General features: G+C 46.3%; 26 protein-coding genes and 2 tRNA genes. 20 read left to right on the forward strand and 8 right to left on the reverse strand.

Features of this window, described 5'->3' with window-relative positions:
- The first annotated feature begins 3 nt into the window (after positions 1 to 3).
- The 6 genes from CWI76_RS09830 (at position 4) to CWI76_RS09855 (ending at position 5,833) form a co-directional block, all read left to right on the forward strand.
- On the forward strand, positions 4 to 591 hold the full coding sequence (locus CWI76_RS09830; RefSeq protein ID WP_126760169.1) for an anthranilate synthase component II: 588 nt from the start codon (positions 4 to 6) through the stop codon (positions 589 to 591).
- 211 nt (positions 592 to 802) lie between these two features.
- Positions 803 to 2,017: an aspartate aminotransferase family protein gene (locus CWI76_RS09835; RefSeq protein ID WP_126760170.1), complete on the forward strand. Its 1,215-nt coding sequence runs from the start codon at positions 803 to 805 to the stop codon at positions 2,015 to 2,017.
- A gap of 18 nt (positions 2,018 to 2,035) precedes the next feature.
- A complete protein-coding gene (gene astA, locus CWI76_RS09840) occupies positions 2,036 to 3,064 on the forward strand; it encodes an arginine N-succinyltransferase (RefSeq protein WP_126760171.1) in 1,029 nt (342 codons plus the stop codon).
- The gene (astD, locus tag CWI76_RS09845) at positions 3,064 to 4,533 is read left to right on the forward strand and encodes a succinylglutamate-semialdehyde dehydrogenase (RefSeq protein ID WP_126760172.1); all 1,470 of its coding nucleotides are present in this window, start codon (positions 3,064 to 3,066) and stop codon (positions 4,531 to 4,533) included. Before astA ends, astD begins: the two co-directional genes overlap by 1 nt.
- A 37-nt stretch (positions 4,534 to 4,570) precedes the next feature.
- The gene (locus CWI76_RS09850; RefSeq protein WP_126760227.1) at positions 4,571 to 4,984 is read left to right on the forward strand and encodes an OsmC family protein; all 414 of its coding nucleotides are present in this window, start codon (positions 4,571 to 4,573) and stop codon (positions 4,982 to 4,984) included.
- On the forward strand, positions 4,985 to 5,833 hold the full coding sequence (locus tag CWI76_RS09855; RefSeq protein WP_126760173.1) for a 23S rRNA (adenine(2030)-N(6))-methyltransferase RlmJ: 849 nt from the start codon (positions 4,985 to 4,987) through the stop codon (positions 5,831 to 5,833).
- On the opposite strand, the gene CWI76_RS09860 is transcribed toward CWI76_RS09855, so the two are convergent.
- Both CWI76_RS09860 and CWI76_RS09865 read right to left on the reverse strand, forming a co-directional pair.
- Positions 5,830 to 6,708 carry a phosphoribulokinase gene (locus tag CWI76_RS09860; RefSeq protein WP_126760174.1) on the reverse strand — a complete coding sequence of 293 codons (879 nt, stop codon included), beginning with the start codon at positions 6,706 to 6,708 and terminating at the stop codon, positions 5,830 to 5,832. The two genes, CWI76_RS09855 and CWI76_RS09860, sit on opposite strands and share 4 nt — an antisense overlap.
- A 67-nt stretch (positions 6,709 to 6,775) precedes the next feature.
- Positions 6,776 to 7,009, reverse strand: a complete 234-nt coding sequence (locus CWI76_RS09865) for a SlyX family protein (RefSeq protein ID WP_126760175.1) — start codon at positions 7,007 to 7,009, stop codon at positions 6,776 to 6,778.
- 87 nt (positions 7,010 to 7,096) lie between these two features.
- On the opposite strand from CWI76_RS09865, the gene CWI76_RS09870 reads away from it, so the two are divergent.
- On the forward strand, positions 7,097 to 7,876 hold the full coding sequence (locus tag CWI76_RS09870) for a BamJ family beta-barrel-assembly machinery protein (protein WP_126760176.1): 780 nt from the start codon (positions 7,097 to 7,099) through the stop codon (positions 7,874 to 7,876).
- A 22-nt stretch (positions 7,877 to 7,898) separates the two neighbouring features.
- On the opposite strand, the gene rsd is transcribed toward CWI76_RS09870, so the two are convergent.
- On the reverse strand, positions 7,899 to 8,369 hold the full coding sequence (rsd, locus tag CWI76_RS09875) for a sigma D regulator (RefSeq protein WP_126760177.1): 471 nt from the start codon (positions 8,367 to 8,369) through the stop codon (positions 7,899 to 7,901).
- An 88-nt stretch (positions 8,370 to 8,457) separates the two neighbouring features.
- Between rsd and nudC the strand changes: the two genes are divergently transcribed.
- From nudC to CWI76_RS09895, 4 genes are all read left to right on the forward strand, one after another.
- Positions 8,458 to 9,279: an NAD(+) diphosphatase gene (gene nudC, locus CWI76_RS09880; protein ID WP_126760178.1), complete on the forward strand. Its 822-nt coding sequence runs from the start codon at positions 8,458 to 8,460 to the stop codon at positions 9,277 to 9,279.
- A 49-nt stretch (positions 9,280 to 9,328) separates the two neighbouring features.
- The gene (gene hemE / locus CWI76_RS09885; protein WP_126760179.1) at positions 9,329 to 10,405 is read left to right on the forward strand and encodes a uroporphyrinogen decarboxylase; all 1,077 of its coding nucleotides are present in this window, start codon (positions 9,329 to 9,331) and stop codon (positions 10,403 to 10,405) included.
- 117 nt (positions 10,406 to 10,522) lie between these two features.
- The gene (locus CWI76_RS09890; protein WP_126760180.1) at positions 10,523 to 11,581 is read left to right on the forward strand and encodes an efflux RND transporter periplasmic adaptor subunit; all 1,059 of its coding nucleotides are present in this window, start codon (positions 10,523 to 10,525) and stop codon (positions 11,579 to 11,581) included.
- A gap of 5 nt (positions 11,582 to 11,586) precedes the next feature.
- Positions 11,587 to 14,688: an efflux RND transporter permease subunit gene (locus tag CWI76_RS09895; RefSeq protein ID WP_126760181.1), complete on the forward strand. Its 3,102-nt coding sequence runs from the start codon at positions 11,587 to 11,589 to the stop codon at positions 14,686 to 14,688.
- A gap of 2 nt (positions 14,689 to 14,690) precedes the next feature.
- On the opposite strand, the gene CWI76_RS09900 is transcribed toward CWI76_RS09895, so the two are convergent.
- Genes CWI76_RS09900 through rsgA form a run of 3 tightly spaced genes read right to left on the reverse strand, consistent with a single transcriptional unit; the run spans position 14,691 to position 17,346 of the window.
- Entirely contained in the window at positions 14,691 to 15,419 is a 729-nt protein-coding gene (locus CWI76_RS09900; protein WP_126760182.1) for a glycerophosphodiester phosphodiesterase, read from the reverse strand.
- A 2-nt stretch (positions 15,420 to 15,421) separates the two neighbouring features.
- Positions 15,422 to 16,264 carry an archaetidylserine decarboxylase gene (gene asd, locus CWI76_RS09905; protein ID WP_126760228.1) on the reverse strand — a complete coding sequence of 281 codons (843 nt, stop codon included), beginning with the start codon at positions 16,262 to 16,264 and terminating at the stop codon, positions 15,422 to 15,424.
- A 23-nt stretch (positions 16,265 to 16,287) separates the two neighbouring features.
- Positions 16,288 to 17,346 carry a small ribosomal subunit biogenesis GTPase RsgA gene (gene rsgA / locus CWI76_RS09910; RefSeq protein WP_126760183.1) on the reverse strand — a complete coding sequence of 353 codons (1,059 nt, stop codon included), beginning with the start codon at positions 17,344 to 17,346 and terminating at the stop codon, positions 16,288 to 16,290.
- Positions 17,347 to 17,436: 90 nt separating this feature from the next.
- Here rsgA and orn point away from each other — a divergent pair, with 90 nt between their 5' ends.
- The 8 genes from orn (at position 17,437) to CWI76_RS09950 (ending at position 22,888) form a co-directional block, all read left to right on the forward strand.
- Entirely contained in the window at positions 17,437 to 17,979 is a 543-nt protein-coding gene (gene orn / locus CWI76_RS09915) for an oligoribonuclease (RefSeq protein ID WP_126760184.1), read from the forward strand.
- 26 nt (positions 17,980 to 18,005) lie between these two features.
- Positions 18,006 to 19,328 (forward strand): hypothetical protein, encoded by a 1,323-nt coding sequence (locus CWI76_RS09920; protein WP_126760185.1) that lies wholly within the window; start codon positions 18,006 to 18,008, stop codon positions 19,326 to 19,328.
- Positions 19,328 to 19,609, forward strand: a complete 282-nt coding sequence (locus tag CWI76_RS09925; RefSeq protein ID WP_126760186.1) for a hypothetical protein — start codon at positions 19,328 to 19,330, stop codon at positions 19,607 to 19,609. Before CWI76_RS09920 ends, CWI76_RS09925 begins: the two co-directional genes overlap by 1 nt.
- Positions 19,610 to 19,651: 42 nt before the next feature.
- Positions 19,652 to 19,727: transfer RNA gene (locus CWI76_RS09930), tRNA-Gly, on the forward strand.
- 101 nt (positions 19,728 to 19,828) lie between these two features.
- Positions 19,829 to 20,554, forward strand: coding sequence for a metalloregulator ArsR/SmtB family transcription factor (locus CWI76_RS09935; protein ID WP_126760187.1), 726 nt, complete (start codon positions 19,829 to 19,831; stop codon positions 20,552 to 20,554).
- A 3-nt stretch (positions 20,555 to 20,557) separates the two neighbouring features.
- Entirely contained in the window at positions 20,558 to 21,559 is a 1,002-nt protein-coding gene (locus CWI76_RS09940) for an ArsJ-associated glyceraldehyde-3-phosphate dehydrogenase (protein WP_126760188.1), read from the forward strand.
- Entirely contained in the window at positions 21,553 to 22,779 is a 1,227-nt protein-coding gene (gene arsJ, locus CWI76_RS09945) for an organoarsenical effux MFS transporter ArsJ (protein WP_126760189.1), read from the forward strand. The genes CWI76_RS09940 and arsJ overlap by 7 nt, the downstream gene beginning before the upstream one ends.
- Before the next feature lie 33 nt (positions 22,780 to 22,812).
- Positions 22,813 to 22,888: transfer RNA gene (locus CWI76_RS09950), tRNA-Gly, on the forward strand.
- 16 nt (positions 22,889 to 22,904) lie between these two features.
- On the opposite strand, the gene CWI76_RS09955 is transcribed toward CWI76_RS09950, so the two are convergent.
- Both CWI76_RS09955 and CWI76_RS09960 read right to left on the reverse strand, forming a co-directional pair.
- Positions 22,905 to 23,312 (reverse strand): hypothetical protein, encoded by a 408-nt coding sequence (locus CWI76_RS09955; protein WP_126760190.1) that lies wholly within the window; start codon positions 23,310 to 23,312, stop codon positions 22,905 to 22,907.
- Entirely contained in the window at positions 23,312 to 23,683 is a 372-nt protein-coding gene (locus tag CWI76_RS09960; RefSeq protein WP_126760191.1) for a DUF423 domain-containing protein, read from the reverse strand. The genes CWI76_RS09955 and CWI76_RS09960 overlap by 1 nt, the downstream gene beginning before the upstream one ends.
- 59 nt (positions 23,684 to 23,742) lie before the next feature.
- Here CWI76_RS09960 and CWI76_RS09965 point away from each other — a divergent pair, with 59 nt between their 5' ends.
- The gene (locus CWI76_RS09965) at positions 23,743 to 25,029 is read left to right on the forward strand and encodes an acetyl-CoA hydrolase/transferase family protein (RefSeq protein WP_126760192.1); all 1,287 of its coding nucleotides are present in this window, start codon (positions 23,743 to 23,745) and stop codon (positions 25,027 to 25,029) included.
- Positions 25,030 to 25,078 lie beyond the last annotated feature (49 nt).

Genomic DNA, 25,078 nt, shown 5'->3' on the forward strand with positions numbered 1-25,078 from the left:
CTTATGCTGTTAATGATCGATAACTATGACTCGTTCACGCACAATGTGGTTCGCTATTTGCGTGAATTAAATGCCGACGTCAAAGTTGTTCGTAATGATCAAATTAGCCTTGCAGAGATAAACCAGTTACCGCTAGCCGGTATTGTCATATCGCCTGGGCCATGTACGCCAAATGAGGCCGGTATTTCGTTGCCAGTTATCGAACAGTTTGCGGGTCAAATTCCCTTACTGGGTGTTTGCTTAGGTCATCAAGCGATTGGACAAGTGTTTGGTGCGCAGGTCGTGCGCGCCAAACAAGTCATGCATGGGAAAACCTCCGAACTTCACCACAACAATCAGGGGTTATTTCAAGGCCTGCCGTCGCCATTTACAGTCGCGCGGTATCATTCTCTACTTCTCGACCACGACACGTTACCAGACGAACTCATTGTGGATGCTTGGGTGAATCGAGCAAGCGGTGAACAAGAGGTGATGGGGATACGTCACGTGAGTCTGCCAGTTTGGGGCGTTCAATATCACCCAGAAGCGATCGAAACCGAACATGGGCATGCCATCTTTCAGCGATTTTTAGAGTTTTGCGACCTAATTTGAGTAAATTTAGGGCGTTAGATATTCATCCAAAATAGGCGCTTCTGCATACTTATGCAAGGCGCTTGCAAATCAAGCTAAGTTACCTAAAACCCCTACTTTTTCTGTACCTCAAGCACGACAGCGATGCTTTTTTCTGCAATAATATAGCCACTTTACACGGCCTCTTTTGAAGGTCAATTTGAACCGATTTGAATAGCAATGAGGGATACATATGACAACGACGAATAAAGTCGATCGCGCACTCTTCGATGACGTAATGGTACCTAACTATAACCCGGCAAAAATGATTCCGGTAAAAGGTGAAGGCTCTCGCGTTTGGGACCAAGAAGGTAAAGAGTACGTCGATTTCGCTGGCGGTATTGCCGTGAACTGTTTAGGTCATTGTCATCCAGCTATGGTGAAGGCGTTAACCGAGCAAGGTAACAAGCTCTGGCACTTAAGTAACGTATTCACCAATGAACCAGCTATTCGCTTGGCGAAAAAATTAACCGACGCGACTTTTGCCGAGCGCGTCTATTTCGCAAACTCTGGTGCGGAAGCGAACGAAGCTGCTTTGAAATTAGCACGTCGCTGGGCACTCGATAAGTTCGGTGCTGATAAGAACCAAATTATTGCTTTCAACAAAGGCTTCCATGGTCGCACTTTCTTTACTGTAACGGTTGGCGGACAGCCAGCTTACTCAGAAGGTTTTGGACCGAAACCAGGGGCGGTAGAACATGTTGATTACAACGACCTCGCAGCCCTTGAGAAACTGATGTCAGAGCAAACCTGCGCGGTCATGATGGAGCCGTTGCAAGGTGAAGGCGGAGTCATTAGCCCCGACGTTGAATTCGTTAAAGGCGTACGCGCACTGTGCGATAAATACAATGCGCTCTTGATTTTTGATGAAGTTCAAACTGGCTTTGGTCGTACTGGCAGCTTGTATGCCTATCAACAGCTTGGTGTTGCGCCAGACATTCTCTCAACGGCGAAAGCGCTTGGTGGTGGTTTCCCTATTGGTGCCATGCTAACCACAACAGAAATCGCGCAACACTTGAAGCCAGGTACACACGGTAGCACCTATGGTGGTAACCCATTGGCATGTGCTGTTGCCGAAGCGGTGTTTGACGTGGTGAACACCAATGACGTGCTTGAGGGCGTTAAGAAACGCGAGCAATTGTTCAAAGATGCTCTGCAGAAAATCAACGACAAATACAACGTATTCAAAGATATCCGTGGTAAAGGCTTGTTGTTGGGTGCTGAATTAACCGAGCAATTTGAAGGTAAAGCGCGTGATTTTCTAAATGCTGCGGCTGACGAAGGCACGATGGTGTTAGTTGCTGGCCCAAGTGTGATTCGTTTTACGCCGTCGCTGATCATTCCTGAGCAAGATATTGTTGAAGGTTTGGCGCGATTTGAACGAGCTGTTGCTAAGCTTGCTGGTTAATTGAAGCGGAGACACGCTATGTTAGTGGTGCGTCCGATTGCGCCGCAGGATTATGCGGCGCTTTACACCTGTGCAGTTGAGTCTGGATATGGTTTCACGTCATTGCCTGTCGACGAGGACTTGCTGCGTCGTCGCATTGCGCGCGCGCAAGAAGCGTTTGCGCGTGAGCAAGTGAGTGAGCCGGGTGAAGAAGGTTATCTCTTTGTCATGGAAGATACGGACACCGGTGAGGTTGTCGGTTGCAGTGGAATTGAGGCCGCGGTAGGCCTCACCGATGCCTTCTATCATTATCATATTGGCAAAGTAGTCCATCACTCTAAAGAGCTGGATATCTACAATGCACTCGAAACATTAACGTTATGTAACGATTACACTGGCGTAAGTGAACTTTGCACTTTGTTTTTGCGTGAACCATTTCGCAAAAATATGAATGGTCGCGTGCTATCGCGCTTTCGTATGTTATTTATGGCCGAGTTTCGCAACCGCTTTAGCGATATTGCGATTGCCGAAATGCGAGGCGTATCGGATGAAAATGGTGAATCACCATTTTGGGGTTGGTTGCAGAAAAACTTTTTCTCAATGGATTTCACCCAAGCTGACTACCTAACAGGTATAGGCGAGAAAACCTTTGTCTATGAATTGATGCCGAAGCTACCTATTTACGTGCAACTATTGCCACCAGAAGCACAAGCAGTTATTGGCAAAGTTCATGAGAATACACGCCCAGCTTTGCGTATGCTACAAAGCGAAGGGTTCCGTAGTCGTGGCTACATCGATATTTTTGATGCCGGTCCGACCGTCGAAGCCGACGTGGCGAATATTAAGAGCGTTAGGGATAGTAAGCGCTTACCAGTAACCATTGGAAAGGTTGCTGATGATAAGCCTCGATTCATTGTATGTAATACGAATGTTGCTGAGTTTCGTGCCATTCAAACACAACTTGATGAACAGCACGAACAAGTCATTATTGACGCCGAAGCGGCTGCTGCGCTGCGTGTGCAAGAAGGCGATTACGTTCGATTTGTCACATTGACAGGAGCAAACTAATGTCTGAACAGAATTTATTTATCAATGGCAACTGGGTTGCCGGTGAAGGCGAGTTATTTCAATCAATTGATCCAGCTCGCAATGAAATTATTTGGGAAGCGAAAGCCGCAACTGACGAGCAGGTCGACGCCGCTGTTATGGCTGCGCGCGCAGCGTTCATTGCGTGGGCAGATAAAAGCTTTGAAGAACGTTTAGCTATTTGTAAGCGTTTCGCTGAATTGTTGGAAGAAAATAAGCAAAAATTTGCACACATTATTGCTGAAGAAACAGGCAAGCCAGTGTGGGAAACGTTGACCGAAGTCGCTGCGATGATTGGTAAAGTAGCCATTTCTGAGCGTGCTTACCACGAACGTACAGGTACCGTAGAGAATACCATGCCAGGTGCGAAGGCGTTTGTGCGTCATAAACCACACGGCGTTGTTGCTGTTTACGGCCCATATAACTTCCCTGGTCATTTACCAAATGGTCATATTGTCCCTTCGTTGTTGGCTGGTAATACAGTCATATTCAAGCCAAGCGAAATGACGCCGAAAGTTGCCGAGTTTACGGTGAAAATGTGGGAAAAAGCAGGGCTTCCAAGCGGTGTGCTGAATTTAGTTCAAGGCCTAGTTGATACCGGCAAAGCATTGTCGGCGCACCCACAAATTGATGGCTTATTTTTTACTGGCTCGTCAAACACGGGTCATGTGCTTCACAAATTATTTGCTGGACGCCCAGATAAAATTTTAGCACTTGAGATGGGCGGTAATAATCCGTTGATCGTCAAGGATGTTGCTGACATTGATGCTGCGGTGCACGATATTGTGCAATCCGCTTTTGTTACCTCAGGTCAGCGTTGTACCTGTGCGCGTCGCTTATTTATCGAGAAGAGCCCACAAGGTGACGCAATATTGAAGCGCCTCATTGAAGTGACTGAAAACATACAAGTTGGCGACTATGAAGCCGATCCGCAACCATTTATGGGTGCGATGATTTCGGCAAAAGCAGCTGCGGATATGGTCAAAGCGCAAAATGATTTGATTGACGCTGGCGCTAAAGTGCTGCTGAAAATGTTGCAGAAAGACCATAACCTAGGCTTCGTAACACCAGGTATTTTAGACGTTACCAAGGTAACTGAAATGCCGGATATCGAGCACTTTGGTCCGTTGTTAAAAGTTTATCGTTACACCGACCTTGATGCGGCAATTGAAGAAGCGAATAACACCAAATACGGCCTTTCAGCAGGTATTTTATGCGACAGCGAAGAAACCTATCGCTACTTCTTCAAGCGCATTCGTGCCGGTATCGTGAACTGGAATAAGCCAATTACTGGTGCCAGTAGTGCTGCACCATTTGGTGGCATTGGTGCGAGCGGTAATCATCGTGCTAGCGCGTACTACGCCGCTGATTACTGTGCATACCCAGTTGCCTCGGTAGAAGCTGAACATGTCAGCTTGCCAGAGAAATTAGCACCTGGTCTTAAATTCTAACCGACAATAAAGCGAGGAGTAATAAATGGCGGCGACCATGCATGCAACAGTAAATTGGCGTGACGGTTTAGTGTTTGAGGCCAAATCAGGCTCAGGCCATGCGGTGACAATGGATGGTAATAAAACCGAAGCCGCAAGCCCAATGGAGCTGGTCTTGATGGCCGCTGGTGGTTGTTCCTCGGTTGATGTGGTTAGTATTTTAGAAAAAGCGCGTCAGCAAGTAACTGGCGTTCAATGTGAAGTAAAAGGTGAGCGTGCCGATACAGTTCCTGCTGTATTTACCCACGTTCATCTTCACTTCATTGTCACCGGTACAGATGTTGCTGAAAAGCATGTGGAGCGGGCGGTGGCGCTGTCAGCAGACAAGTACTGCTCGGTCGCTAAAATGCTCGAAGCATCGGTAAAAGTGACGCACAGCTACGTAATTGAAAATGAAGGCGAGAATGCCTAAATGAATTATCGGCATAGTTACCATGCCGGCAATTTTGCCGATGTTTTCAAGCACGTTCTTCAATGTGTTGCGCTGGATTATCTGCAGCAGAAAGAGAAACCGTTCTGGCTGCTTGATACGCATGCTGGAATCGGTATGTATGATCTGCAAGGTGAACAAGCGCAAAAAACGGGTGAAGCAATTGATGGTATCGCGCGTTTATTAACGCGCGATGATTTACCCGATGCCATTCAACGCTATGTTAATTTTGTTAAAGAAGTAAATAGCCCGAACGAGCTGCGTTGGTACCCAGGTTCGCCTTGGTTTAGTGCTCAGCATTTGCGCCCGCAAGACAGTTTAACGCTCTGTGAGATGCATCCGCAAGACAGCGGAGCCCTCGCTGAAAACGTACGCAACGAATTTCCTGCCGCAAAACAAATCAAGGTGTTAGAGCACACCAATGGTTATGGTGCGATAAAAGCGTTATTACCGCCACCACAAAAGCGTGGCATGGTACTCATTGATCCACCGTTTGAGCAGCGTGATGAATTTGACCAAGTGGTACGCGCGCTTACCGATGGTGTGCGGCGCTGGGCAACCGGTATATACGCTGTGTGGTATCCAATTAAAGATCCGTTAGCTATCGGCGATTTCCATCAAAAAGTGAAAGCAATTGCTGGGGTCGAGAAGGTATTTGCAGTTGATTTATTAATTCGTACAGCAGTAGATAGAACCAAGCTAAATGGCTGCGGCATACTATTTATTAATCCGCCGTTTGGTCTAACTCAGCAAGTGAACGAAATAATGGATTATTTAACACCGTTGTTGGCTCAAGATCGCGGTGCAGAATATCAAAGTATCTGGCTTTAAGCGCGGTTAATGCCGCGCTGTTTCTCCAAAATCTCTTCAATCAGTGGGGCTAATATTAGTTCCATCGCAAACACCATTTTGCCTCCCGGCACCACTAAGGTATTCATACGTGACATAAACGCCCCGTCAATCATGCGTAAATAATACGGGAAGTCGACATTTTTCATGCCGCGAAAACGAATGACCACAAAGCTTTCATCTAATGACGGAATGTCTTTCGCACTGAACGGATTCGACGTATCAACAGTCGGTACCCGCTGGAAGTTAATATGAGTACGCGAAAACTGCGGCACTATGTGATGAATGTAATCTTCCATACTGCGCACAATACTTTGCGTTACGGCTTCTCTTGAATGACCGCGTTCAGAAGTATCGCGGAGTAATTTTTGAATCCACTCGAGGTTAACAATCGGCACCATGCCGATTAATAAGTCAACATGCTGGGCAACATCATAGCCTTCACCGACGACGCCACCGTGTAAGCCTTCGTAGAAAAGTAGGTCGGTATCTTTCGGTAATGGTTCCCACGGCGTGAACGTACCCGGAACTTGATTGTATGGCACGGCATCATCGAAGCTATGCAAATAACGTCGAATTTCACCATTTCCGATTGCCCCGTATTCTCGGAACAGAGCTTCAAGCCGGGTGAAATCATTTGCTTCAGGACCGAAATAGCTTATGTGCCTACCTTGCTCTTGCGCCTTGCGAATGGCTAATTCCATCTCAGGTCGAGAATAACGATGAAAACTATCACCTTCCACAAATGCAGCCTCAACATTTAATGAGCGGAAAATATGCCGCAGAGCCTGACTGGTTGTGGTTGTACCGGCCCCTGATGAACCAGTAACTGCGATGATAGGGTGTTGAACCGACATGAAACCTCCGAAAACGTAGAAAGAATGTTATACGGGGTCAGCTACACTCGGTCAAGTTTTGTTCAGATTAGTAATGCGGTGGAATATCGTCAGCGGGGTTGGTCGATGTGCCACCTTCTCTATCATTTAATTGTTGGAACTTTTCGATCAATAATTGCATCTTACGTTGTAGATGTTGCAATTCACCCGCTTGTTGCGTCACCAATTGATTCAATGTTTCAATGGTATCTTCTTGGAATGCCAATTGGCTTTCTAAATCGGCGATACGTCGTGATAGATCATGTTCGTGTTGCGCAGCCATAGGCAAACACCCCTAATTGTGTGTAGTATATTCAGCGCGACGAATTACAACTTACTCTGACAGAGAATTCAATCCTGGAGACAATAAATGAAGCAATTTAAAAAGCCTTTGGCGCTGACAATAATCGCACTTGCCGTAACTGGCTGTATGCAGCAGCAGGAAAAATTTCCTGTAAGTGAATCAGCACCAGAGGCTGAGCAAGACAAAATGGCCTACGCATTCGGTTCAACCTTGGGTGAATACGTTGGTGAAACACTTGAGCGTCAAGAACAAGCTGAGTTTGTTTTAGACCGAGAACTAGTTATTGCTGGTTTTGTTGATGCCATTAAAGGCGATGCAAAAATTTCACAAGCAGAAGCTGAAGAGTTGATTACGACCATGCAAACTCAAATTGCTGAGCAAACGGCAACGGTGATTGGTGGTAAAGCTCAAGCAGAAGGTGAAGCTTATCAGGCAGAAAATGCTAAGAAAGAAGGCGTTACCGTTACTGAATCGGGCCTACAGTATGAAGTGTTGCAAGAAGGGCCTGAAGGTGGCGCGCAACCGTCGGCAACTGATTTAGTTGAAGTTCATTATCACGGCACGTTGGTAAACGGTGAAGTATTCGATAGCTCAGTAGACCGCGGCGAGCCGCTAGTGTTGCCATTGAATCGTGTTATTGCTGGTTGGACTGAGGGCGTTCAGCTGATGAGCGTTGGCGATAAGTATCGTTTTGTTATTCCATCCGATCTTGCTTACGGTGAACGTGGCGCTGGTAATGGTCAAATTCCACCGAACTCGACGTTAATCTTTGAAGTTGAACTGCTCAACATTGTTGATCCGGAAGCAACCGAAGAAGAAACAGTAGAGATTGAAGCGAAGCAATAATTCTTACTTCGCTCAGGTCACGCTAGAGTAGCTGATGCTGCTCTAGCGTGTTCAATAGGCGGTCTTCAAATTCCATCCGTAACTCAAGTGCCTCACCTAAATTCGATAAATCCCGATCAAACCCATTCAGTTCAGACTCAGGCGTCACCTCGCCATAGCTATCATTAAAATCAAGCGCAATCTCGGTTGTGTCACCAATTAATGGGAAAATTTCATCAGCGAGCTCACGGGTTGATTTAGGAGCCTTTTGACTATTGCGAATGATGGTGTCAAACACTTCAAAATGTCCCGCTGAAATGTAATCCATGAGCAATTCGCAGAAATGCGTAATATCTTGCGCGGCTGGAAGCGCGTGTGCCTCGCGTTCATAGGGTGGTAGACCTGCCAGTTTGAAGTATTCAATAAGCATGGCCTGTCGTTCTTGTAACCAAGTATCCACGGCAGCGTGGGCGCCTCCCCAGCGTTGCTTGGCTTGCTCGTTACGCTTTAACATGTCTTTCTCCGTTTGATTGATAGCCACCAATCTACTGATGATGCTAAGCTAGCGTCAACTATTTTCGCTGACTTGCAGGTTATTTTACATGACGAAACCATACCAACGCCCAGCGCAAGACGAACCTGTATGGTGGTTTGTGATCTCCGGTGGCGAACTATTAATGACCGAAGCCAAACAGATACCGCATGGCCTTCTTGAAGACTTACCATTGCCTGATCTAAATGAATACAAAACTGTGTTTATTGGCGAATTGCGAGAGCGTCATTGTTACTTAGTCATTGCTGATTACGGCGATACCAATTTTAATGCAGTGGGTGAGTTTTTGAGTGTTCGAGAGCTAATTGTTGGTTCTGATGATGAGTTGTTTGCTATGGCAGCAAGAGCGAAACAAATCGCCGACTTTCTAGCCACTCACCGGTTTTGTGGACGCTGTGGCGCGCGCATGCAAGCGGTTGACTGGGAAATCGCGATGCACTGCCATAGTTGTCAGCATCGCTGCTACCCTCGTATTTCGCCATGCATCATCGTTGCGATTCGTAAAGATAACCAAGTTCTCTTGGCTCGCGGTAAGCGGCACCCCGAGGGTTTATATTCAGTGTTAGCGGGTTTTGTTGAAGCTGGCGAGCCACTCGAGCAAACTCTCATCCGCGAAGTGATGGAAGAGGCTGGCGTACGCATTAAAAATCCGCGCTATGTTACCAGCCAATCGTGGCCATTCCCGAATTCACTCATGATTGGGTTTATTGCCGAATGGGAGAGCGGCGATATTCGTATTGATCCGTTTGAGCTAGAAGAAGGTGGTTGGTACGACATCAATAAACTACCGCGAATACCGCAAGAGGGAACCATCGCAAATAAACTGATTAAACGCCTAAAAGCTGAAATTGATCAGGAAAGAAATTCCTAATGCTGGTAAAATATGCGGCAAAATTTAAAGGGTAACTTGGATAGCTATAATGTCTGAAGCAAAGTCTGAACTTAAAAACGATCTGTATCTTCGTGCGCTTTTGCGTCAGCCTACTGAACGCACACCTATTTGGATGATGCGCCAAGCGGGGCGCTACTTGCCAGAGTATCGTGAAGTGCGTAAACAGGCTGGCGACTTCATGGCGCTGTGTAAGAACGCAGAGCTTGCCTGCGAAGTGACTATGCAACCATTACGTCGCTTTCCGTTAGACGCCGCTATTTTATTTTCAGACATTCTAACCATTCCAGATGCGATGGGGCTGGGGCTGTATTTTGAAACAGGTGAAGGTCCGAAATTTGAACGTCCCGTTCGTGATATCGCGAGTATTCAGAAGCTTGGCGTACCAGATCCGGAACAAGAGCTTCGTTATGTAATGGATGCCGTGCGCACTATTCGCCGCGAATTGAATGGCCAAGTACCATTGATTGGTTTTTCTGGAAGCCCGTGGACGCTGGCAACCTACATGGTTGAAGGCGGTAGCACCAAAAACTTCAGCGAAGTAAAAAAGCTGATGTTCAGCGAACCACAGGCAATGCATTTATTGTTAGATAAACTAGCTCAATCAGTGACCAGCTACTTGAATGCACAAATTGCAGCAGGTGCTCAAGCAGTGATGGTATTCGATACATGGGGTGGTGTATTAAGCCCGCGTGATTATCGTGAGTTTTCATTAAAGTACATGCAGCAAATCGTAAATGGCCTAACTCGCCACGCCGATGGTCGACAGGTGCCGGTAACTTTGTTTACCAAAAATGGTGGTGCTTGGCTGGCAGATATGGCCGCGACCGGTTGTGATGCTTTAGGTGTCGATTGGACCACTGATTTGGGTACTGCACGAGTAGCCGTGAACGATAAGGTTGCATTGCAAGGAAATATGGATCCGAGTGTGTTGTACGCTCCGCCAGCGCGCATTGAAGCAGAAGTTGCAACGATATTAGAAAGTTATGGACAGGGTCATGGCCATGTCTTTAACTTAGGGCATGGCATTCATCCAGAAGTCAATCCAGATCACGCTGCGGCTTTCATTGAAGCGGTACACAAGCTAAGCCCTGCCTACCATAAGTAACTGCTATTTGCGGTAAACCCCGCTTATTGTCCGATGAGCGGGGATGTCGCATGGAATCCCTAGGTTACAATAGTGTCAGACCATGACATGAAGCCAAAGTGGTAACCTGAGGGATTTATGGCAGCACGAAATTTATTTAATCCGATCACTATTATACTTGTACTTGTAGCAGCCGCTGCAGCGTACTTTTTCGGTTTTGCAGACCCTAATGCAGGCAAAGAAGAGCGACCACAGAACGCCGTTCCGGTGCGCGTACAAACCGCGCAAATTAGCGAATTCCGCGATGTGATTGAAGCGCTCGGTACTGCACAAGCCAATGAGTCAATTGTTGTTACCGCTCAGGCGCAAGATATTGTCATGGCCGTACATTTTGATGACGGTGACGTAGCTGAAGCCGGCGATGTATTAGTTGAACTCGATTCCCGCGAAGAAAATGCGGTTGTTCAAGAATTAAAATTTCGACTAGCAGAAGCAAATCGACAGTATCAACGCTTAGTTGATTTGCGTCGTCAAAATGCGGCATCACAACAACAGCTTGAAGCACAAGACGTGCTAGTCAAAGAAATCATTGCCGAACTAGAGGTTGCGGAAACTCGGTTGGCGCAAAAGCGCATTGTTGCACCTTTTGACGGTCGACTTGGAATTCGTCATGTCAGTGTTGGCTCTTTGGTGTCGCCAGGTGAGCAAATCACAACCCTTGATGATGTCACTCCAATGAAACTGGATTTCAACGTTCCTGAACTCTTCTTTGCCAGTTTACGTGTCGGGCAAACGGTTGCTGCGCGCAGTGGTGCCTATCCAGGCGAAGAGTTCCTTGGCGAAATTCGCAGTATCGACTCGCGCGTCGATCCGTTAACGCGCTCGATTTTAGTTCGCGCAACACTACCAAATGACGACAACAAGCTACGCCCCGGCATGCTGTTGCGAGTTAATTTGCTGCGCAGCGTTGATGAAGCGATGATTCTGCCAGAGAAAGCTATTGTACCTATCAATGACCGTACTTATGTTTACGTGATTGATGAAAATAATATCGCACATCAGACCTTGGTCACTTTAGGTCGCCGCAAACCTGGCATCGTCGAGGTTATCGACGGCATTCAACCGGGTGACAAAATCGTAACCGAAGGAATGGTACGTCTGCGCGATGGCGTTGCTGTCACAGTTCGGGAGGGCTAACACACATGTTGCTCTCAGATGTTTCGGTCAAACGTCCGGTTTTTGCCTCGGTTGTCAATATTCTTCTTATCGTGTTTGGTATCGTCGCGTTTACGATGTTGCCTCTACGCGAGTACCCTGACATCGATCCGCCTGTTGTTTCCATTGATACAAGCTATACGGGTGCATCGGCAGATATTGTTGAGACTCAAATTACGCAGGTCATTGAAGACCGTATTAGCGGTATTGAGGGAATAAAAAACATTAATTCGAGCAGCCGTAATGGTCGTTCGCGTATCAGTATTGAGTTTGAACTAACCCGCGATATTGATGCCGCTGCCAACGACGTTCGCGACCGAGTTTCGCGGGTGCTCGATAACCTACCTGAGCAAGTCGACCCACCGGAAGTTTCTAAAGCGAATTCGGATGAAAGTACCATTGTCTGGTACAACTTACGCAGCGAGACCATGTCGGTGCTCGAATTAACCGATTACGCTGACCGCTACATTGCCGATCGGCTTTCAGTTGTGGATGGTGTTGCCCGAGTTCAGCTAGGTGGTGAGCGTCGTTACGCCATGCGTATCTGGCTCGACCGTGATGCGATGGCTGCCCGAAACATTACCGTCACGGATATTGAGAATCGACTGCGCTCAGAAAATATTGAATTACCGGCAGGTGAGGTTGAGTCAATCGACCGTGAATTCACTGTTCGTGTCGCACGTACGTATCTTACGCCGGAACATTTTAAGCGGTTAACCATAAAACGCGGTGACAATGGTCAGCTAGTTCGCTTAGCTGAAGTTGCCCGTATTGAGATGGGCGCCGAGAACGATAAAACCGACTTCCGCGGCAATGGGATTAATATGGTCGGTATTGGTATCGTGAAACAATCGAAGGCGAATACGCTAGAGGTTGTGGAGAACGTGAAAAAAGAAATCGATTCGATTTCGCAAACGTTGCCTGAAACCATGTTCATGGTGCCAAGTTATGATTCATCAATTTTCATCAAAGGTTCCATTGACGAAGTATACAATACACTCGGTATTGCTATGGCTTTGGTGGTCGTTGTCATTTATATGTTCCTAGGGAATATTCGTGCCACGTTAATTCCTGCATTGACAGTGCCTGTTGCCATTATCGCCTCGTACATTGCACTGTTTGCCATGGGCTTCTCAATTAACCTGCTAACGTTGTTAGCATTGGTATTGGCCATCGGCCTCGTGGTTGATGATTCAATCGTCGTTTTAGAGAATATTTATCGTCGTATTGAAGCCGGTGAACCGCCTTTGCTTGCCGCCTATCGTGGGGCGCGAGAAGTTGGTTTTGCGGTAGTTGCGACGACTTTAGTACTGATTTCGGTATTTGTTCCGTTAGCGTTTTTAGATGGCAACATTGGCCAGTTGTTTACCGAGTTCGCCTTGGCGATTGCCGCAGCAGTCGCATTCTCAAGTATTGCGGCACTAACGTTATCACCAATGTTAAGCTCGAAAATTCTTCATAAGAAAGAACGCTCTAGTAAATTCGGACAAATTATCGATAAAGCTTTTGTTTGGGTTGAGTCCGGATACGTTCGTGTTTTGAAGCGAACCTTGGCCTATCCATGGATGGCAGCAGCGCTGATTGTGCTAGCGGGCGTGTTGTCTTACGGCATGATGCAATTTGTTGAGCAAGAGTTCGTACCACCTGAAGATCGCGGTACTTTCTATGTGATGGTACGTAGTGAGGAAGGTGCTAGTTTTGAATCAAACTCAGCAAATATGCGTGAGATAGAAAGCATTTTGATGCCTTATATCGATCAAGGGAAAATCGATCGATTAATTATCCGTTCACCCGGTTGGGGCAACTCTGCTGGTGTTGCAATTGTTGGGGCGGTGCCATTTGAAGAACGCGAATGGTCAACGTTTGAGTTAATGGATGAGGTATCGAAGCAACTCAATAACGTGACCGGTGTACGTGCTTTCGCCTTTATGCGAAGCGGTATTAGTGGTGGTAACGGCCGTCCGGTGCAATTCGTGTTGCAAGGTAACACTTATGAGCAACTTGCTGCATATCGCGATATTGTCATTGAAAAAGCAAGCCAAAACCCGAACTTGTTGGATCTCGACAGTGATTATAAAGCTACCCTGCCACAGTTATTGATTCGCATCGATCAAGAGCGTGCGTCAGATCTTGGTGTTTCAGTCGGCGATATTGGGCGTACTTTAGAAACCATGTTAGGTCAACGTCGCGCGACCACCTATCTTGACAGAGGTGAAGAATACGATGTGATTCTTGAGGGTGAACGCGCAGATTATCGCAGTCCAACTGCTATCGATAATATCTACGTTCGCTCTAATAGCTCAAACCAACTTATTCCACTCTCGAATTTGGTGACAGTTGAAGAACAAGCGACGTCGGGGTCATTAAATCGCTATAACCGCATGCGTAGTATTACCATCGAAGCGAATTTGGCTGAGGGGTATTCGCTCGGTGAAGCCTTGGCGTATCTAGAGGATATTGTCCGCTCCGAGTTACCAGATGACGTATCGATTGACTATAAAGGCGAATCGCAAATGTACAAAGAGAGTGGCAGCTCAGTCATCTTCGTCTTTGTGTTGGCGTTGCTCGTCGCTTATTTAGTATTGGCAGCGCAATTCGAGAGCTTCGTGCATCCTTTAGTGATTATGTTAATGGTGCCGATTGCGTTCTTAGGGGCGATTATCGGCCTCTATGCAACAGGCATGACAATCAATATCTACAGCCAAATCGGCATCGTGATGTTGATTGGACTTGCCGCGAAGAATGGTATTTTGATTGTTGAGTTCACCAATCAATTACGTGATGCCGGCATGAAGTTTGATGAGGCGATTGTGAAAGGTTCGCAACAACGCTTGCGCCCGATCGTCATGACCGCCTTTACAACGCTGATGAGTGCTGTTCCGCTAATTCTTGGAAGTGGTCCTGGTGCCGAAAGCCGCATGGTTATCGGTACAGTTATTTTTTCTGGGGTCGCGTTATCAGCGTTTTTAACTATCTTTATTATTCCGTCGCTGTACGCATTATTGGCGCGCAATACAACATCGCCGGAAGCGGTTGCTCACGAGCTTGCAGCGCTTGAGCAACAGCACCCAGATAGTAAAGGAAGTTAAGGTTATTCCCATCGATTCGCTTCACGGGCATCAACAAAAAGCCCGTGAAGCACGTTTTTTGCAAGTGTCGGGTGGTTGGTAAATATCCCGTCGACACCCATTTGATTTAATTCGCGCATATCGTCCGGCTCATCGACTGTAAATACAAAAACTTTTAAGCCACGCTCATGTGCGTCATCAATGAATTCTTGTGTCACGAAATCAACATCAATATGTACCGACCATGCTTCGAGCTGCGCAGCAAAATAGGCATAATTGAGTGGACAGCTTGTGGTGAGGGCACCAATGCGTTGAAGAGGGTGATCTTGCTTCAGCTGTGCTAGCCAATGATGATTAAAGCTCGATACTAATAGTTGTTCGGGCTCAAAGTTTGCATACTCAACGGCGCGTCGTAAATGACGTGTCAGCCCGCGTTTAATGTCCGCTCCTTTGAGCTCAATATTGACTTGGCAGCGTCCGCCAATAAAGTCGAGTGCCTCATCAAGGGTTGGTATTGGCTGTTGGCCAAACACCTTTAACGTTCGTAGTTGTGCGAGGGTTAAGTCTTGCAGGCGACCAGATTGAGCGGTAAGGCGAGCCAGATACCGATCATGAAACACCAGCCACTCGTCTTCAATTGGATAAACATCAATTTCAATTCCATCCGCTTGCGCATCGAGAGCCTTGCTGAACGCCGCGATGGTGTTCTCTGGTGCTTCGAAACTTGCCCCCCGATGCGCAAAAATGAGCATAACTAGTCGTCACGCTCACCTAATAAGGTTCCCATACGCGTCACGGAGCCGGGTTTGAGAGACTCATCAAAATCAATCACATCGTCTGGAAATACTAAGATGACGGTTGAGCCTAATTTAAAGTGGCCCATTTCTTCGCCTTTCTTCAATCGAAGTGCTTGCTTACCTGAAGCTGGGTACTCCCACGTATGTACATCTGTACCGCGTGGAGGGGTTACTGTTTCTGACCACACAGTACCAATGCTGGCAACAATTGTCGCGCCAACAAGAACCATTGCAAATTGTCCAAAGTCGGCTTCAAAAATCGCGACAACACGCTCATTACGAGCAAATAAATTTGGCACGTTCGCCACAGTAAGTGGATTTACGGAATATAAATCACCAGGCACGTAAATCATTTTGCGTAACACACCGTCACACGGCATATGGATGCGATGATAGTCCTTAGGTGCCAAATAGATGGTTGCAAAATCGCCGTCGCGAAACGCGTGAGCATCACTAGGGTCGCCACCAAGCAATTCAGTGAGACTGTAATCATGCCCTTTGGCCTGAAATACTCGACCTTCTTCTATTTCGCCGAGTTGACTAATGGCACCATCAACGGGATGAGCAAATTGTTTGTCATCTGAAGCCATTAACGGACGTAATTCGGGCTTTAAATAGCGCGTGAAAAAGTCATTAAAGGTTTTATATGCCTTCGGATCTTCGTGAATGGCTTCACTCATGTCTATTTTATACTGGCGGATAAACCACCGAATAAAGAGCTGCGTAAACCAGCCCGCTTTTGCAGCCGCAAATTTACCAACTAGACGCGATACGGCATGCTTAGGTAGCCAGTGCTGCATTTGAATTTTTACGCGATCCCAATTCACGTTTTTTTACCTCGAGTAGTTGCTCTAGATGGCTTTTTAATCGCCATCGATTCAATAATTTTGTGGAAATTGTACAGGCGTAACGAGTGTAGGTCACCTGCTTCTAAAGCTTCATGGAGTGCACAACCCGGGTCATCCTGATGTTTACAGTCGCGAAACTTACATTGTCCCAAGTATGGTCGAAAATCGATGTAGCACCAAGCCACGCGCTCAGGCTCTAAATGCCAAAGTGCAAATTCTCGTATTCCTGGTGAGTCAATTAACACGCCACCGGTTGGCACCACATATCGGGTTGCCACTGTGGTGGTATGTTGGCCAAGCCCCGAGTTATCTGAAATAGCGCCTACGTCGGCATCAATATCTGGCAGTAGGGCGTTTACTAACGATGATTTTCCAACGCCTGACTGACCGACCACGATTGAAACGTGTGAATTCAATAATTGTTGCAGGGCGTGCAATGAATCTGGTTGTTTTGCACTGACTTCAAGTACTTGATAGCCAATATCGCGATAGACCGTGAGTGCGTGATCGATTTCTTGGCGTTGCTCAGAATCAAGCTCGGTAAGAAGGTCAGCTTTATTGAGGATAATAACGGGAGTAACACCAATGTCCTCACATGCAACTAAATAGCGGTCAATAATTTGACTGGAGAAAGCAGGTAATACACTAGAAACAATGAGAATTTGATCCACGTTAGCAGCAACCGGCTTCACCCCATCGTAATAATCTGGGCGACTGAGCAAAGAGCGTCGTGGCTGTACAGCTTCGATGACACCGGCGACATCTTCTGAGCGCTGTTTAAAACGTCGCCAGATCACTTCGTCACCACAAACTAACGAGTCAACAGCACGCCGAATATGACAGCGTAGCGCAGCTTCGGTGTCGGTGCAGATAATTGCTTGCTGGCCGAATCGACTTACAACAATACCTGATTCTGAGGCATCTAAAGCTGCGTCTTCAACTTCGATTTCTAATTCGGCTCGTTGAATACGCTTCTCTTGATTTGACTTAATTCGGCGTAGTTGCCCTTTGTTCAGACGTCGTTGTTTTGCCATCAAATTAATTCCAGTACATACTAGAGGCAATCATACATTATTCAGCACAATAGTGCCTGAACTTAATTGTAATCAAATAAGGTAAATTGCATGACAGCGAGCGCAGAACGTCTCATTTGGATCGACTTAGAAATGACCGGATTAACGCCAGACTACGATCACATTATTGAGATTGCGACTATAGTGACTGACTATGAACTTAACGTGTTAGCAGAAGGTCCTGTTATTGCAGTGCACCAACCTCAGGCCAATTTAGATAAAATGGATGACTGGAATGTGCGAACGCATACGCAATCCGGCTTGGTTGAACGCGTTAAAGCCAGTGCATTTAATGAACAGCAAGCAAGTGATGCAACGATCGAGTTTTTGCAACAATGGGTGACCGCAGGTAGCTCACCAATGTGCGGGAATAGTATTTGCCAAGACCGCCGCTTTTTAGCAAAACATATGCCAGCGCTAGAGGCCTACTTCCACTACCGTAATCTTGATGTGAGTACTTTGAAGCAATTAGCAAAATATTGGGCGCCTGAAGTAGCCAATGGTTTAACCAAACAAGGCGCGCATACGGCATTAGCAGATATTCGTGAATCGATTGAAGAATTGAAATATTATCGAGTAAATTTATTTAAATAATAATAACAACAAGGAAGGCTAAGCACGTGATTAAATGGCTCGTTGCTGCAGTTTTCATTATTTTTATGGGGCTCACTTATGGCCCACCGAAATATGTCGCATTTGCTGACCAACAAAAGCGGATTGATACTGTCTATGGTGAGCAGGACGCTTATTTAAGTTGGCATATAAACCGTTGGGTGCCTATTGAAGCGCTGGCGGAGCTGGTTTGGTACGCACCTGCTACCGATAGTAAACAATCACTTTCCGAATTGGAAAAAACACAGTTTCAGCAACCATTCATTCTCCCAGGACACTGGTTTTCAACCTACATTTGGTGGTTGCTTCCACCATTGCTTTGGGGCTTCAACAAAGCCTTCAGTTTTGCATTCTTTGCTTGGCGCCAGGTGCGGTCACATCAACGCAATTTCTTCCTTGCTGAGCGACGCAACACAATCATAGCTTACGAAACGTTCTTGAAAATAACGAAAGAAGTTCCGTATAAACCATTCCGTTTAAGACGTAAAGCAACGCACGCCCGCGAACAGCTTTATGATGATTACATTAACTCGTTAACACGCGCTGCATCTGATGACGATGAAAGAATTTTAAACGGATTAGTTGCCAAAGCACTCATGTTTAATCGTGACCACGAGCAACGCTATTTACCGTTGCAACTGAGTATGACGTCAGGTTTTAAAGCGTTAATACGAGGCGAATACCGCAACTTTGCTAAATTTGAAAGTTATTTTGAAGAGCGTATGAGCCAATCAGCCAAGCAATGGTTGTTAGAAATCCATGGTTCGGGTGTGCCGAGCATGTCAGAGTTATACGATGATTGGGATGCGCGAGCGCGAAATTGCGCGAAAGCCATCCTAACGTCAAAGCAATGGCGTCCGCTTACTGATTTACGCGAAAGTTTTCGTGAGTTTGCCAAAGACACGCTGCATCGCATTCTTGGGAAAGCTAATTCGCAGCGTAACCGCGATGAATTAGCTCGTTTTGCTGAAGCTTATCTCACTTACTCGGTATATCGCTATTTACCTGTGGATACACAACTTCATGCGTATGAACAAGATTACAAGAAATTAATTGGAAAACGCATTGCCGCAGTGTTTTCGAGTTATTTCCCACAGGAAGTGACGACCAACGGGGTACGTCCGGATTTGTTTTTGAATCCGTCGTTTCGTCAAGATAGCCACATGGGTAAATTGACGATTGAATTGGTCTTTGAGAACAAAGTGTTACCTGATGGCATGCCTATCCTGAGCAATGCATTTTATCTGCATATGCCAGGGGAAGAAGCCCAGCGATTGAAGGAGTTAGAGCGTAAAATCTTGCAGCTCAACAAAGGCAAGGAGAAGAACTGATGCGTATTATCATGACGATACTTGTTCTTTTGATGTCGAGCGCGGCGATGTCGCAGGAGACGGAGGGGTCGCATCTGCAAAAGTTTCGCTGTGAATTACATGGCTGGATTGAGCGCACAAGCATTGTCCGTGACTGGTTAAACAAGGTGGAGCAAAATAAATTAGTGTTTGTTAATCAAGAAGGTGAGGTACAAGCACCACCACATCAGATATTGTGGAAAAAATCTGCAGGGTGTTTAAATTCCGAGCGAACGAACAGTTCCACTGAAAAAAGTGGTTGACGGCGTGAGCCGAATCCGTAAAATACGCCCTCGTTAACACATGCGAGAATAGCTCAGCTGGTAGAGCACAACCTTGCCAAGGTTGGGGTCGCGAGTTCGAATCTCGTTTCTCGCTCCAAATTCAAAAAACCCGAAAGCGTTAAAACTTTCGGGTTTTTTATTGTCTTTCACCTCATATCTGATTTATCATATATCTGTTTTTACAGATATGAGAAGCCAATGAAAATTCTATTCTTATGTTCAGCTAACTCGGCTCGCTCGATTATGGCAGAAGCGATAATGCGACATTTTGCAGGCTCTGAGATTGACGTGTTTAGCGCTGGGAGTCAGCCAACTCACGTCGAGCCAGAAGCACTAGCAGCGTTATCTGCACTGAATGTAACGACTGAAGGATTGCACTCCAAGGCAATTGAAAGCCTTGGTGAAATGGCGTTTGATTATGTTATTAGTCTGTGTGACCGAGCACGTCTTGAGTGTCAGGCAGATTTTCAGGGTGTTAATTTTATCGCATGGGATTTTTCTGATCCGGTTTCCAGCAAAGAGAACGACGCCTTTTTGCGTACTGCAAAAGAATTGAGTGAGCGTATTCGAATGTTCTTACTGGTTCTGCGTAAGCGAATGCAGCAGCCTCATCTCTTCAATAGCCCACAAGATTTCTTCAAGATTATGGCGGACCCGTTACGGTTGACTATGATTTTAATGGTGGCACGTCATACCGAGCTATGTGTTTGTGATTTTGTTGAAATGACAGGAATGTCACAACCCAAGGTATCGCGTCACTTAGCTCAGTTAAGAGAATATGGCTTGCTATTGGATAGACGAGACCATCGCTGGGTGCATTACCGATTAAACCCTGCTTTACCCGACTGGATGCGCAAAACAATTGCGGTAACCGCAGAGCACAATCCACAACTTGGACAATATTCAAAGAATGCGAAGGAGTAATTTATGGCGATTAAGGTTGGAATTAACGGTTTAGGACGAATTGGTCGGCTTGCGTTACGTTTGATTTGGGAGAATCCGGCATTTGAATTGGTACGGGTCAATGATCCGGGTGCCGCGGCCGATACGTTCGCACACCTGCTCAATTTCGATTCGGTGCATGGGCGCTGGCACCATGAGGTTGAAGCCTCAGATGATAGTTTGATTATTCAGGGAAAAACCATTGCATTCACTCGTTTTAAAACAATCTCTGAGAATAACTGGGCCGACTGTGATGTTGTGCTTGAAGCATCTGGCAAAATGAAGACGGTTGCGGTTCTAAACGACTATTTACAACAGGGCGTCAAACGCGTCGTAGTATCCGCTCCAGTGAAGGAAGCAGGAGCATTAAATATCGTAATGGGCGTCAACGATCATCTGTTTGACCCAAATCAACATCGTATTGTTACTGCTGCGTCATGTACAACAAACTGCCTAGCTCCGGTGGTTAAAGTTCTTCAGGAAAAGGTTGGCATCAAACACGGATCAATCACAACCATTCATGATTTAACTAACACACAAAGTATTCTTGATGCGCCGCATAAAGATTTGCGCCGTGCACGCGCCTGTGGGATGAGCCTTATTCCAACCTCGACTGGTTCAGCGACAGCAATTATCGAAATATTCCCAGAACTCAAAGGAAAAATAGATGGTCATGCAGTGCGTGTGCCATTAGCTAATGCATCGTTAACTGACTGTGTATTTGAGGTTGAAAGACCGACAACAGTTGAGGAAGTTAATGGTTGGATGAGAGCCGCGGCGCAGGGCGACCTAAAAAACATTCTTGGGTATGAAGAGCGTCCTTTAGTATCCATCGACTATAAAACGGATCCGCGCTCGAGCATTATCGATGCACTCTCAACAAAAGTGATTAATGGCACACACGTGAAACTCTATGCTTGGTATGACAACGAGTGGGGTTACGCCAATCGTACGGTTGAGTTAATGGAGAAAGTTGGCACATGCTAGCCAATCTATCTCCTGCCATTCGCCAATACATATTGGTAACTGGAAATTATTGGGCGTTTACCCTTACAGACGGTGCCTTGCGCATGTTGGTGGTACTTCATTTTCACCAACTTGGCTACACTGCGCTGGAAGTCGCCATGCTGTTCTTATTTTATGAGTTTTTTGGTGTCGTGACGAACTTGGTCGGGGGCTATTTAGGTGCTCGCTGGGGGTTAAACCGGACGATGAATATTGGCTTGGGATTACAAATAGTCGCTTTAGCGATGCTTTTAGTTCCTAGCCATTGGTTGACAGTGATCTGGGTCATGTTTGCACAAGCACTTTCCGGAATAGCAAAAGATTTAAACAAAATGAGTGCTAAAAGCACCATAAAATTGCTGGTTCCGGAGGCTGCTCAAGGACAGCTATATAAGTGGGTCGCATTATTAACCGGTTCAAAGAATACCTTAAAAGGAATTGGTTTTTTTCTCGGCGGTCTATTACTTACCTGGATAGGTTTTGCAGGTGCCGTTTTAGCTATGGCATCGATGCTGACGGCGGTTTGGCTCTCCAGTTTGATCTTTCTAAAAAAAGATACCGGGAAAGCGACATTCAAACCGAAATTTAAGGAGTTATTCTCAAAAAGTCGTCCAATCAACATCCTTTCGGGTGCAAGATTTTTATTATTTGGTGCACGCGACGTTTGGTTTGTTGTAGCGCTTCCGGTATTCCTTGCTAGTCAACTCAACTGGGATCACTGGCAAGTTGGCAGTTTTCTTGCCTTATGGATTATTGGATACGGTGTGGTTCAAGGTTTCGCACCGCGGTTAACATCGGTAACCGCAACTCATCGAACATCAAATCAAGCAGTGATGTGGGGCGCATTATTAACACTAAGCCCATTATTATTAGCTGTGGCGTTGTGGCAAGAGGTACCGATAACACCGGCTATTATTGTTGGTTTAGCCTTGTTTGGGCTTTTATTTGCAATCAATTCATCGCTGCACAGCTATTTGATAGTGTCCTATTCTCGCGCTGATGGTGTATCTCTCGATGTTGGTTTTTACTATATGGCGAATGCGGCAGGCCGTCTGCTCGGTACCGTTTTATCGGGCTGGGTATATCAGCAAAGCGGACTACTAGCGTGTTTAGTTATATCCGGTATTTTATTGGCGTTGTCGACGCTGGTTGTTGGGCAATTGCCGGAACGTTCGGCAGTATTGACATCAACTGACCAATAGTTAAAATTCGTGACCTCAACGTCGTAAACCAGTGCGGGAATAGCTCAGCTGGTAGAGCACAACCTTGCCAAGGTTGGGGTCGCGAGTTCGAATCTCGTTTCCCGCTCCAATTCTTCTATTCAAGACTACGGATTTTTTGTTTCGCGAAGAAGCACGAGCGCAGGCTCTCGCCATGGCAATAATTCTATCCGACCATTTCGAATATCTACCGTTGTTACCAAAAACTCGTTGCCATGCTGAACAAAATCACTGGTGAGTACCTGAAAATTTTGAAGTTCATGCGCATGTTCGCGTAAGGGAACGGCATGGCTACTCATGAAAAACGTTTCAAGTTCTGCGCGAGTAGGTAAGCGCAAATTAGAATCATCTCGTAAGGCTTGCTTTGCATCGAAGGCCGACAACAAGATAACTTCACCTTGGCAATGCTGCCCTTGAGGAGTTTGTCCATACCAGCATTTCTGCCACGGCACATCGCATGCAACGGCCGCCGACATTAAGAAAAAACAACAAGTAGCAATCGTAAACTTGTTCATCAGAACTCCTTGAGCATGGCCCAAAAAATCCAAATCCACGCCACGATAAAGCAAACACCACCAATGGGTGTAATAGGACCAAAAAATTGGATGCCAGTTAATGCCAACATATAGAGGCTTCCAGAAAATAAGATAATCCCGGCGAGCATAATCCAACCGCCTGTGCGCAAGCCACTTGCTTTAGGGTAAGGAATTAATAGAACGGCAACCATCAATAACCCGAGCGCGTGATAAATTTGATACTGAACGCCAGTTTGAAATACCTCGACCATTTCTGGACTAATCATTTTTTCTAAACCGTGTGCCCCAAATGCGCCAAGAATTACCCCTAACGCCATATTGATTGCACCGAGCATAACGAATACTTTCATACTATGTTTAGACTTACGTTAATGAATGACGTTTAAAATGTAACTGAAAAGGAATCACGATGCTCGTTCAAAATGCACAAGAGGCGTTACAAATTCTCGAAAACAATGATGTCATCTGGTGCCAATCGATGGCTGCAACACCTTATAAATTGCTCGAAGGTCTCGCCGAGGTCGCACTTTCGCGTCGTCATTTAACGTTACTGCAATTGCATACTGAACACAGTGAAATTTTAAGTAATCCGGAGCTGAAAGGGCACCTACGGCAACGTGCTTTCTTTGTGGGTAAATCGACACGAGCCGCGGTTAATGAAGGATTAGCTGACTACGTGCCGATGTTTTTATCCGAAATTCCCAAACTATTTCGGTCTGGCGAGCAACCGCTTGACGCCGTGCTCATTCAGGTTTCTCCGCCAGATGCGCATGGTAATTGCAGCTTAGGTATCTCGGTTGAAGCCACACGGGCGGCACTGCAAGTTGCGCGTAAAGTCATTGCTTGGATTAACCCGCGCATGCCCCGTACACATGGCGATTCGTTCATATCATTAAAGCAAATTGATCGTTACTTTGAATATGAAGCAGCGATGCCTATACATGCCCAACCCAAGCAGTCGGCTATTACCACGCAAATCGGCGAACGAGTAGCTAGCCTCATTAATGATGGGGATTGTTTGCAAATGGGTATTGGTGCGATTCCCGATGCTACTTTGCGTTGCTTGGGCAACCACAAAGACTTGGGTATTCATACCGAAATGTTTTCAGATGGCGTTCTCCCATTGGTAGAAAGTGGCGTTATTAATAACTCACGCAAGCGCAAACACCGCGGTCGCATTGTCACGACGTTTGCCATGGGGAGCCAGAAACTATACGACTTTGTTGATGATAACCCGTTGGTGGCGTTCCTCGATGTTGAGTACACCAATGACACCTCGGTGATTCGCCAAAACAAGCAAGTGATGGCAATTAACAGTGCACTTCAAATTGATCTAAGTGGTCAGGTTTGTGCCGATTCAATGGGCACTAAAATTTATTCAGGTGTTGGTGGGCAAATGGATTTTGTGCGAGGCGCGAGCCTATCCGAAGGTGGTCGTTCGGTGATTGCATTGCCGGCTACAGCTTGTGGTGGTCAGGTATCGCGTATCAGTAGCATGCTTAATCCTGGTGCGGGCGTGGTAACGACTCGAGCGCACGTTCACTATGTTGTAACTGAGTTTGGTGTCGCTAATTTGCGTGCTAGAAGTTTGACCGAACGTGCTGAGTCATTGATTAGTATCGCCGCACCGCAATTTCGTGAACAACTCGCGAAGCAAGCTTGGGAAGACTGGGGCTTACGAGTACGTACCTCCTAGGAGGTACTCATGAAAGCCCAATAACCGCACTCTCTTTAGTGACATAGAT

The organism is Pseudidiomarina marina (assembly GCF_003987045.1).
Lineage (GTDB): Bacteria > Pseudomonadota > Gammaproteobacteria > Enterobacterales > Alteromonadaceae > Pseudidiomarina > Pseudidiomarina marina.